At 67.7% G+C, this 16543-nt stretch carries 21 protein-coding genes and 1 tRNA gene; 8 read left to right on the top strand and 14 right to left on the bottom strand.

Annotation, left to right across the window (positions count from 1 at the left end; genetic code table 11):
* The first annotated feature begins 29 nt into the window (after positions 1-29).
* The 6 genes from argS to ACE3P6_RS14180 all read left to right on the top strand — a co-directional run bounded on the left by argS (position 30) and on the right by ACE3P6_RS14180 (position 5449).
* Entirely contained in the window at positions 30-1775 is a 1746-nt protein-coding gene (gene argS, locus ACE3P6_RS14155) for an arginine--tRNA ligase (protein WP_374396149.1), read from the top strand.
* Between the two features lie 74 nt (positions 1776-1849).
* The gene (locus ACE3P6_RS14160) at positions 1850-2830 is read left to right on the top strand and encodes an SPOR domain-containing protein (RefSeq protein WP_374396151.1); all 981 of its coding nucleotides are present in this window, start codon (positions 1850-1852) and stop codon (positions 2828-2830) included.
* The gene (locus tag ACE3P6_RS14165; RefSeq protein WP_374396153.1) at positions 2827-3822 is read left to right on the top strand and encodes a glycoside hydrolase family 3 N-terminal domain-containing protein; all 996 of its coding nucleotides are present in this window, start codon (positions 2827-2829) and stop codon (positions 3820-3822) included. Before ACE3P6_RS14160 ends, ACE3P6_RS14165 begins: the two co-directional genes overlap by 4 nt.
* Positions 3815-4603, top strand: coding sequence for a ScpA family protein (locus ACE3P6_RS14170; RefSeq protein WP_374396155.1), 789 nt, complete (start codon positions 3815-3817; stop codon positions 4601-4603). The genes ACE3P6_RS14165 and ACE3P6_RS14170 overlap by 8 nt, the downstream gene beginning before the upstream one ends.
* Positions 4603-5238 carry an SMC-Scp complex subunit ScpB gene (scpB, locus tag ACE3P6_RS14175; protein WP_374396157.1) on the top strand — a complete coding sequence of 212 codons (636 nt, stop codon included), beginning with the start codon at positions 4603-4605 and terminating at the stop codon, positions 5236-5238. The genes ACE3P6_RS14170 and scpB overlap by 1 nt, the downstream gene beginning before the upstream one ends.
* Before the next feature lie 10 nt (positions 5239-5248).
* Positions 5249-5449 carry a hypothetical protein gene (locus tag ACE3P6_RS14180; protein WP_374396159.1) on the top strand — a complete coding sequence of 67 codons (201 nt, stop codon included), beginning with the start codon at positions 5249-5251 and terminating at the stop codon, positions 5447-5449.
* Here ACE3P6_RS14180 and ACE3P6_RS14185 read toward each other — a convergent pair.
* From ACE3P6_RS14185 to ACE3P6_RS14225, 9 genes are all read right to left on the bottom strand, one after another.
* Entirely contained in the window at positions 5427-5900 is a 474-nt protein-coding gene (locus tag ACE3P6_RS14185; protein ID WP_374396161.1) for a hypothetical protein, read from the bottom strand. The genes ACE3P6_RS14180 and ACE3P6_RS14185 overlap by 23 nt on opposite strands.
* 52 nt (positions 5901-5952) lie before the next feature.
* Positions 5953-7032, bottom strand: coding sequence for a 2'-deoxycytidine 5'-triphosphate deaminase (locus ACE3P6_RS14190; protein WP_374396163.1), 1080 nt, complete (start codon positions 7030-7032; stop codon positions 5953-5955).
* A 67-nt stretch (positions 7033-7099) separates the two neighbouring features.
* A tRNA-Pro gene (locus tag ACE3P6_RS14195) sits at positions 7100-7177 on the bottom strand.
* Positions 7178-7237: 60 nt separating this feature from the next.
* Entirely contained in the window at positions 7238-7894 is a 657-nt protein-coding gene (locus tag ACE3P6_RS14200) for a MerR family transcriptional regulator (protein WP_374396166.1), read from the bottom strand.
* 9 nt (positions 7895-7903) lie between these two features.
* Entirely contained in the window at positions 7904-8206 is a 303-nt protein-coding gene (gene ihfA / locus ACE3P6_RS14205) for an integration host factor subunit alpha (RefSeq protein ID WP_374375194.1), read from the bottom strand.
* Positions 8207-8297: 91 nt separating this feature from the next.
* Positions 8298-9266 carry a beta-ketoacyl-ACP synthase III gene (locus tag ACE3P6_RS14210; RefSeq protein WP_374396168.1) on the bottom strand — a complete coding sequence of 323 codons (969 nt, stop codon included), beginning with the start codon at positions 9264-9266 and terminating at the stop codon, positions 8298-8300.
* Complete coding sequence (plsX, locus tag ACE3P6_RS14215) at positions 9263-10396, bottom strand: phosphate acyltransferase PlsX (protein ID WP_374396170.1); 1134 nt, start codon at positions 10394-10396, stop codon at positions 9263-9265. Before plsX ends, ACE3P6_RS14210 begins: the two co-directional genes overlap by 4 nt.
* A gap of 22 nt (positions 10397-10418) precedes the next feature.
* On the bottom strand, positions 10419-10625 hold the full coding sequence (rpmF, locus tag ACE3P6_RS14220; RefSeq protein WP_294970007.1) for a 50S ribosomal protein L32: 207 nt from the start codon (positions 10623-10625) through the stop codon (positions 10419-10421).
* Positions 10626-10809: 184 nt separating this feature from the next.
* Complete coding sequence (locus tag ACE3P6_RS14225) at positions 10810-11385, bottom strand: YceD family protein (RefSeq protein ID WP_374396172.1); 576 nt, start codon at positions 11383-11385, stop codon at positions 10810-10812.
* Positions 11386-11532: 147 nt separating this feature from the next.
* Between ACE3P6_RS14225 and ACE3P6_RS14230 the strand changes: the two genes are divergently transcribed.
* Positions 11533-12024 carry an outer membrane protein assembly factor BamE gene (locus ACE3P6_RS14230; protein ID WP_374396175.1) on the top strand — a complete coding sequence of 164 codons (492 nt, stop codon included), beginning with the start codon at positions 11533-11535 and terminating at the stop codon, positions 12022-12024.
* A 3-nt stretch (positions 12025-12027) separates the two neighbouring features.
* Here the strand turns inward: ACE3P6_RS14230 and msrB are convergent, their stop codons facing one another.
* Positions 12028-12423, bottom strand: a complete 396-nt coding sequence (gene msrB / locus ACE3P6_RS14235; protein ID WP_374375183.1) for a peptide-methionine (R)-S-oxide reductase MsrB — start codon at positions 12421-12423, stop codon at positions 12028-12030.
* A gap of 59 nt (positions 12424-12482) precedes the next feature.
* Between msrB and ACE3P6_RS14240 the strand changes: the two genes are divergently transcribed.
* Positions 12483-13205, top strand: a complete 723-nt coding sequence (locus ACE3P6_RS14240; RefSeq protein ID WP_374396176.1) for a GNAT family N-acyltransferase — start codon at positions 12483-12485, stop codon at positions 13203-13205.
* Between the two features lie 112 nt (positions 13206-13317).
* Here ACE3P6_RS14240 and ACE3P6_RS14245 read toward each other — a convergent pair whose 3' ends face one another.
* The 4 genes from ACE3P6_RS14245 to ACE3P6_RS14260 all read right to left on the bottom strand — a co-directional run bounded on the left by ACE3P6_RS14245 (position 13318) and on the right by ACE3P6_RS14260 (position 16343).
* Positions 13318-13848 (bottom strand): DUF4157 domain-containing protein, encoded by a 531-nt coding sequence (locus tag ACE3P6_RS14245; protein WP_374396178.1) that lies wholly within the window; start codon positions 13846-13848, stop codon positions 13318-13320.
* A 250-nt stretch (positions 13849-14098) separates the two neighbouring features.
* Positions 14099-15079, bottom strand: a complete 981-nt coding sequence (locus ACE3P6_RS14250) for a methyltetrahydrofolate cobalamin methyltransferase (protein ID WP_374396180.1) — start codon at positions 15077-15079, stop codon at positions 14099-14101.
* Positions 15080-15094: 15 nt separating this feature from the next.
* Positions 15095-16012 carry a methylenetetrahydrofolate reductase gene (locus ACE3P6_RS14255; RefSeq protein WP_374396228.1) on the bottom strand — a complete coding sequence of 306 codons (918 nt, stop codon included), beginning with the start codon at positions 16010-16012 and terminating at the stop codon, positions 15095-15097.
* A gap of 28 nt (positions 16013-16040) precedes the next feature.
* The gene (locus ACE3P6_RS14260; protein ID WP_374396182.1) at positions 16041-16343 is read right to left on the bottom strand and encodes a virulence factor; all 303 of its coding nucleotides are present in this window, start codon (positions 16341-16343) and stop codon (positions 16041-16043) included.
* Between the last annotated feature and the right edge of the window lie 200 nt (positions 16344-16543).

A 16543-nucleotide genomic window follows, 5' to 3' on the forward strand; every position in this document is an offset into this window, starting at 1 on the left:
TGGCCTTGGGCATCAGAGGATGTGATCAAATGAACCTGTTCGCCGATATCCGTGAGCTTGTGGTGGCCGAGCTTGAGGCGCTGATGTCCTCGGGCGTGCTGCCCGGCGGTCTGGACCTGAGCGCGGTCGCGGTGGAGCCGCCGCGCGATGCGGGGCATGGCGAGATGGCCACGAACGCGGCGATGGTGCTGGCGAAACCGGCGGGGATGCAGCCCCGCGCGATTGCCGATGCGCTGGCGGCGCGGCTGATGGCGGACCCTCGGGTCGCGGGTGCGGATGTGGCGGGGCCGGGGTTCCTGAACCTGCGGCTGGAGCCTGCGGCCTGGCAGGGGCTGGTGCGGGAGGTGCTGGAGAAGGGCACGGGCTATGGCCGGTCCTCGCTGGGGCAGGGGCGCCGCGTGAACGTGGAGTTCGTCAGCGCCAACCCGACGGGGCCGATGCATGTGGCCCATGCGCGGGGCGCGGTGGTGGGGGATGCGCTGGCCTCGCTTCTGGACTTCGCCGGGTATGCGGTCACGCGGGAGTATTACATCAACGACGGGGGCGGGCAGGTCGATGTGCTGGCGCGGTCGGCCTATGAGCGGTATCGCGAGGCGAACGGGTTGTCGCCGGAGATCGCCGAGGGGCTGTATCCGGGCGACTACCTGATCCCGGTGGGCGAGGCCCTGAAGGCGATGCACGGCGACCGGATGCTGGACATGCCCGAAAGCGAGTGGCTGGCGGAAGTGCGGGTCTTTGCCACCGACATGATGATGGCGATGATCCGGCATGACCTTGCGGCATTGGGCGTGACGATGGATGTCTATTCGTCGGAGAAGGCGCTGTACGGGACCGGCCAGATCGAGGCGGCGCTGGAGCGGCTGAAGGGTCTGGGGCTGATCTATACCGGCGTGCTGGAGCCGCCGAAGGGCAAGGCGCCGGAGGACTGGGAGGCGCGGGAGCAGACGCTGTTCCGCTCGACCGCGTTCGGGGACGATCAGGACCGGCCGGTGCAGAAATCGGATGGCAGCTGGACCTATTTCGCGCCGGATATCGCCTATCACTGGAACAAGGTGGAGCGCGGGTTCGACGAGCTGATCAACATCTTCGGGGCGGACCATTCCGGCTATGTGAAACGGCTGAAGGCGGTGGTGGCGGCGCTGTCGGAGAACAGGGTCAGCCTGGATATCAAGCTGATCCAGCTGGTGAAGCTGTTGAAGGGCGGGCAGATCGTCAAGATGTCGAAGCGGGCGGGGACTTTCGTCACGCTGCGCGACCTGATCGACGAGGTGGGGCCGGATGTCGTCCGCTTCGTCATGCTGACGCGGAAGAACGACGTGGCGCTGGACTTCGACTTCGACAAGGTGACCGAGCAGTCGAAGGACAACCCGGTCTTCTATGTGCAATACGCCAATGCCCGCGTGAACAGCATCCTGCGGAAAGCGCGCAGCGAAGCCGGGCTGGACGTGAGCGATGCCTCGCTTTCGGCGGCCCACCTGGCGCATCTGGGGCACGAGGCGGAACTGGACGTGATCCGCAAGCTGGGCGAATGGCCGCGGCTGGTCGAGATCGCCGCCAAGGGGCACGAGCCGCACCGGGTGGCCTTCTACCTCTACGAACTCGCGTCCGACTTCCACGGGTTGTGGAACCGGGGCAACGATGACGACAGCTTGCGGTTCATCCAGGGGGATACCGCAAAATCTCTGGCAAAAATCGCCCTCGCGCGGGCCGTGGGCGTTGTTATTTGCGCAGGCCTTGGTATCCTTGGCGTCACTCCGGTCGAGGAAATGCGCTGACGATACGGCGCCCCTCCGGGCATGAGGCGTGAATGCGAGGGGCGGATCAACCACCCCGCAGGCAGGGGCAGCAGATGGCGGACGCGGATCATGATTTCGGCGGCGGCTACCCGCAAGGGGGCCAGATGCAGCGTCGTGGTGTCCGTGAGGGTCTTGACCCGGCCAAGGTGCAACGCTCTGTCAACCTTGCCGGGGCCGTGACCTCGCTGGCGCTGGTGCTGGGTCTGGGATTCTGGGGCTACAAGCTGGCGGTGCGCGACGTGAATGGCGTGCCGGTCATCCAGGCGCTGGACGGGCCGATGCGGATCGCTCCTGCCGACCCGGGGGGCGAGGTCGCCGACAACCAGGGCCTTGCGGTGAACACCGTGGCCGCCGAGGGTATCGCCGCCCCGCCGCCGGAGAAGCTGGTGCTGGCGCCGCGCCCGGTGGAACTTGCGGCCGAAGATACCGCTGGACTGGGTGGTGAGCCGATGCCGGGCCTGTCCGAAGCCTCGGCTCCTTCGACCGCGTTGACGGCGGATGCCGACCTGGCGCTGGCGGCGGAGCCTGCGACCGAGAGCGCCAACCCGACCGAGGTCGCGGTCGATGCGGCCCTGGCCGAAGCGCTGGGGGAGATTCCCGGCGATGCGGCGGTGGTCGATGACGTTCCCCTGACCGAAGATGCGGAGCCTGCGCCAGAGGGGGCGATCACCGTTTCGCCTCGTCCGAAGGTGCGACCCGCCGCGCGGGAGGCTGTGGCGGCGGCTCCGGCGGAAGCAGTGGCGATGGCAGCGGCGAACGAGATCGACCCCGCGGCCATTCCGCCCGGCACCAGGCTGGTGCAGTTCGGCACCTTCGACACCGCCGAGGAAGCGCGGGCGGAATGGGTGCGGCTGCAGGGCCGGTTCGGCGAGCTGATGGCGGAGAAGGCGATGGTGGTGCAGCCGGCGGAAAGCGGTGGGCGGACCTTCTATCGCCTGCGCGCACATGGGTTCGAGGGCGAGGATGACGCGCGCCGCTTCTGTTCCGCCTTCGTCAGCGAGAACGCGGTCTGCATTCCGGTGCCGCAGAAATGACGGTCGGTCGCGGGGCGGTGATCTTCGGCTGCGCCGGTCCGAAGCTTCTGCCGGAAGAGCGTGCCTTCTACCGCGATGCCGACCCGTTCGGCTTCATCGTCTTTGCCCGCAACATCGAGGACCCGGCGCAGCTGCGGCGGCTGACTTCTGACCTGCGCGAGGCGGTGGGGCGGGATGCGCCGGTGCTGGTCGATCAGGAGGGCGGTCGGGTGCAGCGGCTGCGCGCGCCGCACTGGCGGGAATGGACGCCGCCCCTGGACACGGTCGACGGGGCCGAGTCGCTGGCGGCGGCGGAGCGGGTGATGCGGCTGCGCTCAGCGGTGATGGGGGCGGAACTGGCGGCGGTGGGGATCGACGCCGATTGCATCCCGACGCTGGACGTGGTGCGGCCCGAGACGCATCCCTTCCTGATGAACCGCTGTTATGGTCGCGACCCGGAGACCGTGGCGCGGATCGGGCGGGCGGTGGCGGAGGGGCTGATGGCCGGGGGCGTGCTGCCGGTGATGAAGCACATGCCGGGGCATGGGCTTTCCCATGTGGATACGCACCACGATCTGCCCACCGTGGACGCCTCGCATGAGGAGCTGACGGCGGTGGATTTCGCCCCGTTCCGGGCGCTGAATGACCTGCCGATGGCGATGACCGCGCATCTGGTCTTTGCCGCGCTGGATGGCGCGCGGCCTGCCACCCAGTCCCCGGAGATGATCCGGGTGATCCGGGAGGAGATCGGGTTCGGCGGGCTTCTCATGTCGGATGACCTGAACATGCAGGCCCTGTCAGGGACTTTGGCCGAACGCACGGCGCGGACGATTGCGGCGGGGGTGGATATCGCCCTGCACTGCAAGGGCGACATGGCCGAGATGGTTTCGGTCGCCGGGGCGGCGGGGGTAATGGGGCCGGAGGCGCTCAAGCGGGCCGAGGCGGCTGTCGCGGCGCGGCGGCCCGCGACGGTGGACGTTCAGGCGGCGCTGGCAGAGCTGGCGCATGGCTGAGGAAGACTGGGAGCAGCCCGAGCGCATCCTGACCGAGGACCGGCTGGCCGCCGAGGCCTTGATCGTCGACGTGGACGGGTTCGAGGGGCCGCTGGACCTGCTGTTGACGCTGTCGCGGACGCAGAAGGTGGACCTGCGGAAGATTTCCGTCCTGAAGCTGGCCGAGCAGTATCTGGGCTTTGTGGAAAAGGCGCGGACCCTGCGGATCGAGCTGGCGGCGGATTACCTGGTGATGGCGGCCTGGCTCGCCTTCCTGAAGTCGCGTTTGCTGCTGCCGCCGGAGCCGGGGGACGAGGGACCGTCGGCGGAGGACCTTGCGGCGCATCTGGCCTTCCAGCTGGAACGCTTGCAGGCGATGCGCGATGCGGCGGCGCGGCTGATGGGGCGCGACCAGCTGGGGCGGGATTTCTTCGCACGCGGCGTGCCCGAGGACCTGACGCATCACCGGAAGGTGCAATATACAGCTACGCTTCTGGACCTGATGCGCGCCTATGCGCAGATCAGGACGAAGGATGAGTTCCGGCCCTTTGTGCTGGACCGCGAACATGTCTACACGATGGAGCAGGCGCTGGAGCGGATGCGCGGGCTGATCGGCTATGTCGGCGACTGGGCGGCGCTGGTGAGCTTCCTGCCCGAGGGCTGGGATGCGACGCCGATGGCGCGGCGGTCGTCGCTGGCGGCGCATTTCGCAGCGGTGCTGGAGATGGCCAAGCGGGGCCAGGTGGTGTTGCGGCAGGGCGAGACCTTCGCGCCCATCGAGTTGCGCCGGAAGGAGGGGTGATGGTCGCGGACGAGGACAGCCTGTTCGACGCCCCGCCGATGGGCGAGCAGGAGCGGATGGTGGAGGCGATCCTCTTCGCCAGCGCCGAGCCGGTGACTTTGGCGGAACTGGAAGCCCGGATGCCGCATGGCGCGGACCCGGCCGAGGCGCTGGTGCATCTGAAGAAGCGCTATGAGGGGCGGGGGGTGAACCTGGTCAAGGTGGGCGACGCCTATGTCTTCCGCACCGCTGCCGACCTGGGCTTCCTGATGCGGCGCGAGACGGTGGAGGTGCGGAAGCTGTCGCGCGCCGCCATCGAGACGCTGGCGATCGTGGCCTATCATCAGCCGGTGACGCGGGCGGAGATCGAGGAAATCCGGGGGGTTGCGGTCAGCCGGGGCACGGTGGATCAGCTGATGGAGCTGGAATGGATCCGGCTCGGGCGGCGGCGGATGACTCCGGGGCGGCCGGTGACCTTCGTGGTGACGGAGACGTTCCTGGACCATTTCGGCCTGGAATCGGCGCGCGATCTGCCGGGGCTGAAGGAGCTGCGGGCGGCGGGGCTGCTGGACTCGCGGCCTCTGCCGGGGCAGGCTGCGACGGGGGATGAGGACGAGGAAACCCAGGTCGGGCAGAGCGAGTTGTTCGAGGATTGAGGAGGCAGGGATGAACCTGAATGGCCTTTTCAACATGCTGGCGAAGATGTTGGTTCGCAGCGCAATGGATGCGGGCGTCGACTATGCCGCACGGCGGGGCAAGCCCGAGGCTGAGATGACTCCGGAGGAACGCGAGCAGGCGAAGAAGGCTCGGGACCTCGCGGCGCGGGCGAAGGAGGTGCAGAAGGTTACTCGGCGGCTCTGGCGCTGAGACCACAAGCGCGGCTGAGGCCCAAAGAGGCCAGCGCCCGCGACAAGGGGCCAGGCAGCGCAAGCCCAGGCTGGATGTAGAGCCCGGTCGCCAGGCGGTCATCGAGCCGCGTCATCCAGGTCACCGACAGGAAGGGCGCTGGCGGCTGGCGCGAGAGGTAGGGGTCGACCGAACCCAACGCGCCACCGACAAGGGCTTGCAGGCCGTCGGCGACAGCTTCCACCTCGTCATGCGTGGCGCGCCAGCGCATCGGATCGGGGCGCGGCAGCCCGACACCTGTAACCCGGACCAGACTGATCCAGCCGTCGCTCAGCCCGACCGAGCAGGCGACGACGTGATCGGGCAAGGCGTCGGGCCAGACCTCGAAAGTCAGGCGGTTGGCACGGGCGGGCAGGGCCGCTGCCAGTGCGGCGAGGCACAGCGCCAGCCCTTGCGCCCATGAAGCCCGCATCGACACCCTCCCTCGGGGTCTTCGCGCGGGTCAGCATAGCACGAAACGGGTGTCAGGCCGAGCGGAACTGTTTGGCGAGCTTCAACCCCTGGCCCTGATAGTTCGAGGCGATCCCCGCACCGTAGAGGGTTTCGGGGCGTTCGGACATGTGTTCATAGACAAGGCGACCGACCACCTGGCCATGTTCCAGCACGAAGGGGGCCTCGTGGCAGCGGACTTCCAGAACCCCGCGTGAGCCTGCGCCCCCGGCGGCGGCGTGGCCGAAGCCGGGGTCGAAGAAGCCAGCGTAATGGACGCGGAATTCGCCGACCATGGCGAGATACGGCGCCATCTCGGCGGCGTATTCGGGGGGGATCGTCACCGCCTCGCGGCTGACGAGGATGTAGAAGGCGCCGGGGTCGAGGATGATGCGACCGTCCTTCGTGTGGAGTTCTTCCCAGAAGTCGGCGGCGGGGTAGTGGCCGATCTTGTCCAAGTCGACGACGCCGGTATGCGGCTTCGCGCGGTAGCCGACGAGGGTGCCGGTGGCGGGCTTCAGGTCGACGGAAAAGCCAAGGCCTTCGGAGATCACCGCCTCGCCCGAGACGAGCGAGTCGGTGGCATGCAGGGCAGTCAGTTCGGCATCGGACAGGACCGCCTGGCCCTGACGGAAGCGAATCTGGTTCAGGCGCTGGCCCTCGCGGACGAGGACGGAGAAGCTGCGCGGGCAGACCTCGGCGTAGAGTTGGCCGGTGTAACCTTCGGGGATGCGGTCGAATTCCACGCCGCCGTCGGTGATGGTGCGGGTCAGGAGGTCGAGCCGACCCGAAGAGCTTTTGGCGTTCGCGACGGCCGTCACGCCCAGCGGCAGGGCCAGCCGCTCGGCCAGCGGGATGACGTAGACGCAGTTCTTTTCCAGCACCGCGCCCTCGGCCAGGTTGACCTTGTGCATGGTGAATTCGTCCAGCCGTTCCTGCACCGTCCGGCCATGCCCCGCAAGGAACGAGGCGCGGACGCGGTAGGCGACCGGGCCGAGCCGCAGGTCGAGGCTGGCGGGCTGGATCTGGTCGTCGCGGATCGCGGGACTGGCGGCAAGCGCGCCGGTGGTGATCAACTGGCGCAGGGCCTGGGCGGGCAGAACTCCGGCAGTCATCAAAGCCCCCCGAGGGTTGGATATGAAACCGCCCGCACTGCCGGGTGGCAGGCGGGCGGGTTTTCGATGGTCGGGCCGGAGAGATTCGAACTCTCGACCTCCCGCCCCCCAGACGGACGCGCTAACCAGGCTGCGCTACGGCCCGACACGGGGCGATACATAGCGGTATTCCGGGCCGGTGCAAGCGGGAAAGCGCATGGAAGCGTCAGCGGTTGCCGCCTTCGGCACGTTCGGCCATCCGCGCGCGCAGGGCGGCCAGTCTGCGGGCGATCTCGGCAAGGTCGTGCCGGTTCGCTTTGGCAGGATCGCTCGGCAAAGCCCTGATCTGGCTGGCGAATGTGACATCGTTGCGCAGCGTGGGCTTCTTCGGCGCAGGCGCGCGCGCCAGGGCCGGGGGCGCATCGAAGGCCCGATCGAAAAGCGGCAGTGTGCCCGGTTCCGACGGAGCGCGCGCAGGACGCGGGGGCGGCGGGGCCGGGGCGTCTTCGGGCTCGGTGTCGTCGATGGCGATGAAGGCGGCTTCGGGAACCTCGGCCGCTTCCGGCTCGGCCACCGGGGCCGCTGCGGCGACCAGTTCGCCGACGCTGACCGAATCGTCCGTCAGCCCGGCGACATGCCGCACGCCCTGATCGCGCAGGATCTTCTGCACGCCGCGGATCGTCAGGCCTTCGTCATGCAGCAGCCGCTTGATCCCGGTCAGCAGCGCCACATCGGCGGGGCGATAGTAGCGCCGCCCGCCTGCGCGCTTGACCGGCTTGATTTGCGGAAAGCGGCTTTCCCAGAAGCGCAGCACATGCGCCGGGGTGTCAAGCGACTCGGCCACCTCGCTGATGGTGCGGAAGGCGTCGGGTGACTTGTCCATCCGCCGTCCTTAGCGCTTCTTCCCGGCGGCCACGCGGTCCTTCATCAGGTGCGAGGGGCGGAAGGTCAAAACGCGGCGGGGCGAGATCGGAACCTCTTCGCCCGTCTTCGGGTTGCGGCCGACACGGGCGGTCTTGGCCCGGACCGAGAAGGTGCCGAAGGAGGAAATCTTCACCGTCTCGCCCGAGGCGAGCGCGTCGGACATGTGTTGCAGGACGGCTTCGACCAGATTGGCAGATTCGTTGCGGCTGAGGCCCACTTCGCGAAACACGGCTTCGCTGAGGTCCATCCGGGTCAAGGTCTTCTCGCTCATCGCATCCCCCCACGAGATTTTGTGGCGCGAGGATGGGCCGGATGGATTTACGAGTCAATATCAACCACTTGGAACGCGTGGTTAAAGGCGATTACCAGCGCAGGACGACCGAGCCCCAGGCCAGGCCGCCGCCGATGGCCTCGGTCACCAGCAGATCGCCCGGCTTGATCTGGCCGCGCGCCTTGCCGACCGACAGCGCCAGCGGGATCGAGGCGGCTGAGGTATTGCCGTGGTCCTGCACCGTCACCACCACGCGGTCCATCGGGACCTGCATCCGTTTCGCGGTGCCCTCGATGATGCGGATATTGGCCTGATGCGGCACGATCCAGTCGACGTCTTCCGCCGTCAACCCGGCCTTGTCGAGCGCGGTGTGGGCGGTTTCCGCAAGTTTTTCAATGGCATGACGGAAGACTTCCTTGCCTTCCATCACCAGATGCCCGGTGGTGCCGGTCGAGGTGCCGCCATCGACATAGAGGATGTCCTTGTAGCGCCCGTCCGAGTTGAGGTCGGTGGCGAGGATGCCCCGGTCGGCCTTGCTGCCCTGGCCCTCGACCGCCTCCAGCACCACGGCCCCGGCGCCGTCGCCGAACAGGACGCAGGTGGTACGGTCCTTCCAGTTCATCAGGCGGGAGAAGGTCTCGGCCCCGATCACCAGCACGCGGCTGGCCTGGCCGGAGAGGATCAGCGCGTTGGCGTTGGTGAGCGCGAAGACGAATCCGGCGCAAACGGCCTGAACGTCGAAGGCGAAGCCCTTGGACATCCCCAGCGCGTTCTGCACCATCGTGGCGACCGAGGGGAAGGTCAGGTCGGGGGTGGAGGTGGCGACGATGATCGCGTCGATCTGTCCGGCGTCCAGCCCGGCATCGGCCAGCGCGGCCTGGGCGGCACGGGTGGCGAGGTCGCTGGTCGACTGGCCTTCGGCGGCGAAATGGCGGCGCTCGATGCCGGAGCGGGAGCGAATCCATTCGTCCGAAGTATCGACGATGGCTACGAATTCGGAGTTGGGGACGACGCGGTCGGGCAGGTAATGCCCGACGCCCCTGACTGCGGCGCGTATCATTCGGAAGGATAGCCTCCGGTCCCTGGCCCCGTCTCAGGACGGTCGGCCCCCACCCGCGCATCCTGCCCCGCGGCTTCGGCGGATGCAACCCGCGCCGCGAGCCGTTCCAGGAAACGCACCTGTGCCAGCTGGTAGGCCAGCCCGATGGCGGCGGCGATCCCGGTGGCGTCGGCCGAGCCGTGCGACTTGACCACGGTCCCGTTCAGGCCGAGGAAGACGCCGCCGTTCACCCGGCGCGGGTCGATCCGCATCTGCAGCCGCTTCAGCGCGCCCCGGGCCAGAAGCGCGCCCAGTTTCGCCAGCAGCGTCGAGGTCAGCGTCTGGCGCAGAAGATCGCCGACCAGCCGCGCGGTGCCCTCGATGGCCTTCAGCGCGACATTGCCGGTGAAGCCGTCGGTCACGATCACGTCGACCCGGTCGGAGAGGATATCAGTGCCCTCGATGAAGCCCACATAGTCGAAGCTGCCGGCCTCGGTGCTGCGGCCGAGGAGGGCGTGGGCCTCTTGCAGCTCGGCCCGGCCCTTGTGCTCTTCGGTGCCGACATTGAGGAGGCCGACGCGCGGGCGCGTGATGGCCAGGCCGTTCCTGGCATAGGAAGCGCCCATGAAGGCGTATTGCAAAAGGTCGGTCGGGTCGGCCTTCACGTCGGCGCCCATGTCCAGCATGACGTTCAGCTTGCCGGGGGTGGGGGTCGGGAACAGGCTGGCGATGGCCGGGCGGTTCAGGCCGGGAAGCTTGCGCAACCGCAGCATCGACACCGCCATCAGCGCGCCGGTATTGCCACAGGAGACCGCCGCGGCTGCCTGGCCGTCCTTGACCGCGTCGATGGTCGACCACATCGAGGTGCCCTGGCCGTGGCGCATGACCTGGGCGGGCTTGTCCTCCATCGTCACCACGCGGTCGGCATGGCGGAGCGTCACGCGCGAGGCAAGCTCGGGGTGGCGGGCGAGGAGGGGGCGCAGCGTGGCCTCGTCCCCGTGCAGGATCACGTCCAGGCGGGGATGCTGGGCAATGGAATCAGCCAGGCCGGCAACGACGGCTGCCGGCCCGCGATCGCCACCCATGGCGTCAACTGAAATGACGACGCGCTCAGAGGCCGTGGCAGACGCAGACTCGGGTCCGGTGGCCATCTGTCAGCGCGCGAGGCGTGGCTTACGCCGCGTCCTCGTCAACGTCGACTTCGCGCGCCATCGAGACGACTTCGCGCGAATCGTAGTGGCCGCAGGCGCTGCACACATGGTGCGGACGCTTCAGCTCGCCACAGTTCGGGCAGTCGTTCGGGTTGGCGGCAACCAGCGCGTCATGCGCACGGCGCATGTTGCGGCGGGATTTCGTGGTGCGGTTCTGCGGGACAGCCATGTCTCAACCTCGGGCAGTGGGGACATGCGCCCCGGATTTCCTTTGCGATTCAGCATCGTTACCGCCCTGTTGGGCAATGCATTGCCGATGCTGCTTCACAGCTTGAATGAGGCGCGGAACATACTCGGATTCCCGGTCGGCGCAAGCCCCTTTTCGCAGGCGCATCACGGGCATGCGCGGGAGGTCACTCATCCTCCCCTGACTCCGCCTTGCCCTGCGCCGCAAGCTTCGCCGCAAGGCCCTGCAGGCCCGCGAAGGGTTTCAGATCGGCGTCGGTCAGGGGTGTCACCCCCTCGGCTGCATGCAGGCCCTCCGCGAACTCCGCCCCCGGCGCGCGGGGGTAAAGCGGCAGGGCCAGGGCCAGGGCCTCGGCCGCGATCTCGGCCAGGTCGATCACCTCGGGCATCGGTTCGACGCTGTCGTCCTCGGGCATTTCCACTTCCTCGCCATCGGGGCTTTCCAGCCCGGCGACATAGCGACGGCGGACGGGCTCCGAGACCTGGGCCGGGACCGGGGCAAGCGTGACGCTGCAGGCCTGATCGACTACTGCAGTCAGGGTCGCCTCCAGCACCAGCTCGTCGCGGCCCGCAGGGCGGATTTCGCCGGTCAGCTCCAGCCGGTGCAGGGCGATGAGGCCGAGATCGTCGGCCAGAGCAGCCTTGTCACCGGCATCGGGTCGGTAGTTGAACCGGGTCGGCTTGCGCGGGCTGAGGCCGCCGGTGCGGAAGCGGGTCGGGCGAGGAGCGGCAGGATCGGTCATCACGGTCTTTCCGGGGAACCGCCGCCCCCGGCGCGGGTGCGGCGTTCCATTCTTGTGCAAGGGGCTGAGAGTCTGATATCCCGATTGCCAAGGGTTTTGAAGAACCCGCTTCGGCAGATGATGTTTCAGCGGGACAAGAGGGCAGGCATGGCAGATTTCCGGTTGTCGCGGTCGTTCCTTGCGGCCTGCCAGGTATCGCGCAAGCAATGCCTGATGCTGGCGCTGGTCGCCTCTGTTGCCGCCTGCGCGCCGGTCTACCGCAATCACGGCTATGTGCCTACGGAAGACGAACTGGCGCTGGTCGAGGTGGGCAAGGACACCCGCGAGACCGTGGGCCAGAAGATCGGGCGGCCTTCGACCTCGGGCCTGCTGAACGATGTCGGCTGGTTCTATGTGCAAAGCCGCTACAGGCATTTCGGCCCGCGCGAGCCGAAGGAAGTTGACCGTCAGGTGCTTGCGGTGACCTTCAACGAGGCTGGCACGGTCGAGAATGTCGCCCGCTACGGGTTGGAGGACGGTCAGGTCGTCGAAATCTCGCGCCGGGTGACGCAGAGCAACGTGAAGGGCCTGTCCTTCATCCAGCAGATCCTGGGCAACTTCGGCCGGGTCGATGCGGCCAGCATGTTGCCCAAGGGCTGACGGTCATTCCTTCGGATCAAAGGTCAGAGCGACCCCGTTGATGCAGTAGCGCAACCCGCCGCGGTCGCGCGGACCGTCCGGGAAGACATGACCCAGATGCGCGGCGCAGCGCGGGCAGTGCACTTCGGTGCGGGTCATGAAGTGGCTGCGGTCGACCTCTTCCTCGACCGCCTCGGGCGCGATGGGCGTGGTGAAGCTGGGCCAGCCGCAGCCCGACTCGAACTTGTCGTCCTGATCGAAGAGCGGCGCTCCGCAGCAGACGCAGAGGAAGGTGCCCGCCTCTTTCGGGAAGCCGGGATGCGAGAAGGCGCGCTCGGTGCCGTGCTGGCGCGTCACCCGGTAGGCGCTGTCCGACAGTTCGGCCCGCCATTCGGCATCGGTCTTCTTGATCTTGTCCATGCTGCGTCCCCTGTTCGGATATGCGATAGATAGGACGTGACGGCGCGGGGGAAAAGGGCGTGGAGCCACTGAGGAAGGGCGGGATGGTGGCGCGGCTGGCGCAGGGGGCGGCGGAGATGAACCGCGTGATGGCCTTCCGCCGGGCGGCCTTCCCGAGAGTGTCGGGCGAGGAGGAGGACGCGCAGGACCAGCTGTCGGCGCATGTGATCGTCGAAGCGGGGCCGGAGATGCTGGCCTATTTCCGGGTCATGCTCTTCGGCTGGGGGGCGGGGCTGGCGCAGGGCTACGCCGCGCGGTTCTATGATGTGGGTCCCTTGTCGGGCTATGCGCGGCCCATCGCCGAGATGGGGCGGTTCTGCGTCGCGCCCGGTGGGGTGCACCCGGATGTGCTGCGGCTGGCCTGGGGGGCGATGACGAAAGTGGTCGACGAGGGGCAGGCGGGGCTGATCGTGGGGTGCTCCAGCTTCCGGGGCGCGGGTTGGGAGGCACACCGGGCGGCGCTGGCCTTGCTGGCGGTGGGGTTCGTCGGGCCTGCGGAACACCTGCCGGGGCGGAAGGCTGTCGAGGTGGTGGAACTGGCGGCGGCGGGTCCGGTGGGGGACCGGAAGGCGGCCTTGGCCGGGCTGCCGCCGCTGTTGCGGACCTATCTGGGGATGGAGGGCTGGGTCTCGGATCACGCGGTGGCGGACCGGGAGTTGGACACGCTGCACGTCTTCACCTGCGTGGAGGTGGACCGGGTGCCCGCAGCCCGGGCGGCGTCCTTGCGGGCGGTGGCGGGGTAGGTGTCCACGGTGGACATTTCCAGATAATGAAGTAATTACAATTCGTTGACAGACTCTGTTAGGGTGGTGTTAGGAATTGGATTTGGGAAGATGGTGCGTGGACTCACGCATCCTACCCGCCGCCATATACCGCCTTGATCTCGGCCCCGATGGCATAGGCCTCGCGCTCTACCGCTTCATGGTCGCGGACGTAGCGACGGGCGAAGTCCATCAGGCCCCAGTTGCGGAACTGTTCGACGTGCTTCACCTCGTGGCCCCAGAGCGCGATGTTGGTCTGCGCGTCCCGGGAGTCGTGGAAGATGATCGTGTCGATGGCGGTAAGGGCGGTGGCGTCGCTGTAGCGCATCGAGAGGGACTGGAGGCTGGCGTCCTCGGCCACGCCGACGCGGTATTCGACGCTGTCGAGGAGGTCGGGCGGATACCAGCGCAGCAGGGCCTCGCGGATCTGCGGTGGCATCGGCCGGGTGCCCTGTTCCCAGGCGGCATCGCGCGAGGCGACCAGCGCGTTGGCAAGGGCGGTGGCGGCGATTTCGACGCCCGTTTCCATCACGGCGCGGGGGTCGAGGAGGGACTGGGCGCGGGAGACCGTCGCGGGAAGGGTCGCGAGGCAGAGGGCAAGGAGGAGGGCAGGGCCGGGGCGCATGGGCGAAGGGTGCCAAGCTTGCGGTGGCCGCGCAACCGGGGGCGGGGGCCGGTGACGGAAAGGTGACGGCCGCGCGGGTGCGGGACGGTTTTCGAATTGAGCGCTGGCGCGCGAAGTCCTTTTGTCTCGCGGTCTTGCGTGAAGAACGCAAGACCGCTCGGAGTATGCCTCCGGCGGGGATACTTGGGCAAATGTGAAAGGCAAAGTCGGGACTGCCCCCTCGGTCGGCGCGAGGGCAGTCCCGGATGGCTTACGCCCGGCCGCGGCGGCCGCCGCGACGGCCTCCGGCGGCTTGCACGGCGGCGGCGGAGGCATCGGCGAAGCTGAGCCCGCCTTCCACCGCTTCCAGCACCTTGGCAAAGCGGATCCATTCGCCGCCGTTGGAGTCGTGGTTCATCAGGAAGTTGGCGGCGCGGATCGCCTCCATCTCCTGCTGGCGGACGGGGTTCATGATCGCGCTGGTCATCCCCGCGCCGAGGGCCATCGGCAGGAAGGCACCGTTGATGCCGTGACGATGCGGCAGGCCGAATGAGATGTTCGAGGCGCCGCAGGTGGTGTTGACGCCGAGTTCCTCGCGTAGGCGGCGGACGAGGGCGAAGACCTGCTGACCGGCAGAGCCCATCGCGCCGACCGGCATCACCAGCGGGTCGACGACGATGTCATGTGCGGGGATACCGTGGTCGGCGGCGCGCTGGACGATCTTCTTCGCCACGGCGAAGCGGACGTCGGGGTCCTGGGAGATGCCGGTGTCGTCGTTCGAGATGGCGACGACCGGCACGTTGTATTTCTTCACCAGCGGCAGGACCAGTTCCAGGCGCTCTTCCTCTCCGGTGACCGAGTTCAGGAGCGGGCGGCCTTCGCAGGCCATCAGCCCGGCTTCCAGCGCGCCGGGGACCGAGGAGTCGATGCAGAGCGGCACGTCCACTGTTTGCTGCACGATCTCGATCAGCTGCTTCATCAGCGGCGGTTCGACGAAGTTGTTGTCGGCGTAGCGCGGGTCAATCGCCATCTTGTTGGTGAAGACAGCGCCCGAGTTCACGTCGAGGATCGTCGCTCCGCAGGCAACCTGCTCCAGCGCGTCCTTGATCACGGTCTCGAAGTTGCCCGCTTCCATCTCGGCGGCAAGCTTCTTGCGGCCGGTGGGGTTGATGCGCTCGCCAATCACGGCAAAGGGCTCGTCAAAGCCGATGATGACGGTTTTCGTTTTGGATTCAACGACAGTACGGGTCATTCTTGAAGCTTTCTCTCAGGCGTTTGCGCTGGCGGGAACGCCCGAGGCGCCGCCGTTTTCAGTCACCCACTGGGCGTTGGTCTTGATACCGCCGAGCGGGAAGAAGTGGACCTGCTCGATGCCGAAGCCGGGGTTCGCGGCCTTGTGGGCGGCGAGGCCTTCCAGCACTTCGGTGGGCTCGTAGGGCAGGAGGAGCTTGGTCACGTCCATCGCGCGCTTTTGCAGGACGCGGAGCGACGGCCCCACACCGCAGGCGATGGCGAACTTGATCAGGGTTTGCAGCTTGGCGGGGCCGGCGATGCCGATGTGGACCGGAAGCTTGATCCCCTCGGCCTGCAGGCGGTTCACCCAGTCGATCACCGGCTGCGCCTCGAAGCAGAACTGGGTGGCCATCGCCATCTTCGCATCGGTGCGATCCATGAAGGCGGATTTCCAGCGGGCGGCTTCCATGACCATGCGGTCGGAGCCGTCGGGGTCGATGTCCTTGTTGCCCTCCGGGTGGCCCGCGACGTGCAGGCGCTGGAAGCCGTCGAACGCGCCGGATTCGAGAAGTTGCATGGAGGTCGCGTAGTCGCCGACCGGCTGGGCGACGCCCCCGGCGAGGAGGAGGCCTTGGCTGACGCCCACGTCCTTGTAGGCTGCGACCCAGGCTTGCAGCGTCGCCTTGTCCTTGATGATCCGCGCCGGGAAGTGCGGCATCACGTCGAAGCCTTCGGCACCGATGCGTTTCGCGGTGGCGACCATGTCCTCGATGGGCGTGCCCTCGATGTGGGCGATGTAGACGCGGGTGCCGGTGGGCAGGAGGTCGCGGAAGCTTTCCACCTTCTCGGCGGTGCGGGGCATGACCTCGATCGAGTAGCCCTTGAGGAAAGGTTCCAGCGCGCCGGTGCTGGGGGCGGCTTCTTCCTTGCGGCGGAAATTGAACAGGGCCATGACGGTCTCCTTGATGGTCATGATGGCGTCAGGCCTTGGCCCAGCCTTCGGCGTCGATGAGCCGCTTCAGCGCGGCGGTGTCGAATTCGGCTTCCAGGCGGGCGGCCTCGGTCGCGGCGATGGCCTCGGGCTCGCCCTCGACCTCGCCCAGGGGTGCTTTCCGCCATTCGGCGAGGTAGCTGTCGGTATCGCGCGCGCCGATCTTCATGGCGCAGCGGTCGATGGCCTGTTCGAAGCGTTCGGAAAGCTGGATCTTGGCCGCGCGGCGGCCCTTGCCGACGATGACCTGGGCCGGGATGTCGCGCCAGTAGACGACGGTGAGTTCGGCCATGATATGTGCGATTCCCTTGCCGGTGTTGACCCTGTTGATACTGGCCGATACCCGACAGCCGGTGTCGGTTTTCGACATGGCGAGAGATGGATGCGACCCCCGCCTGCGCGGTGGGAACTTAGCCGGGCAACCGCGACCCTGCCAGTCCCACGGCGCTGAGAAGTTTTCATGAAGAAGATGAAGGGTGTCCGAAACAGAAA

The sequence above is a fragment of the Tabrizicola sp. genome (assembly GCF_041911175.1).
GTDB lineage: Bacteria > Pseudomonadota > Alphaproteobacteria > Rhodobacterales > Rhodobacteraceae > Tabrizicola.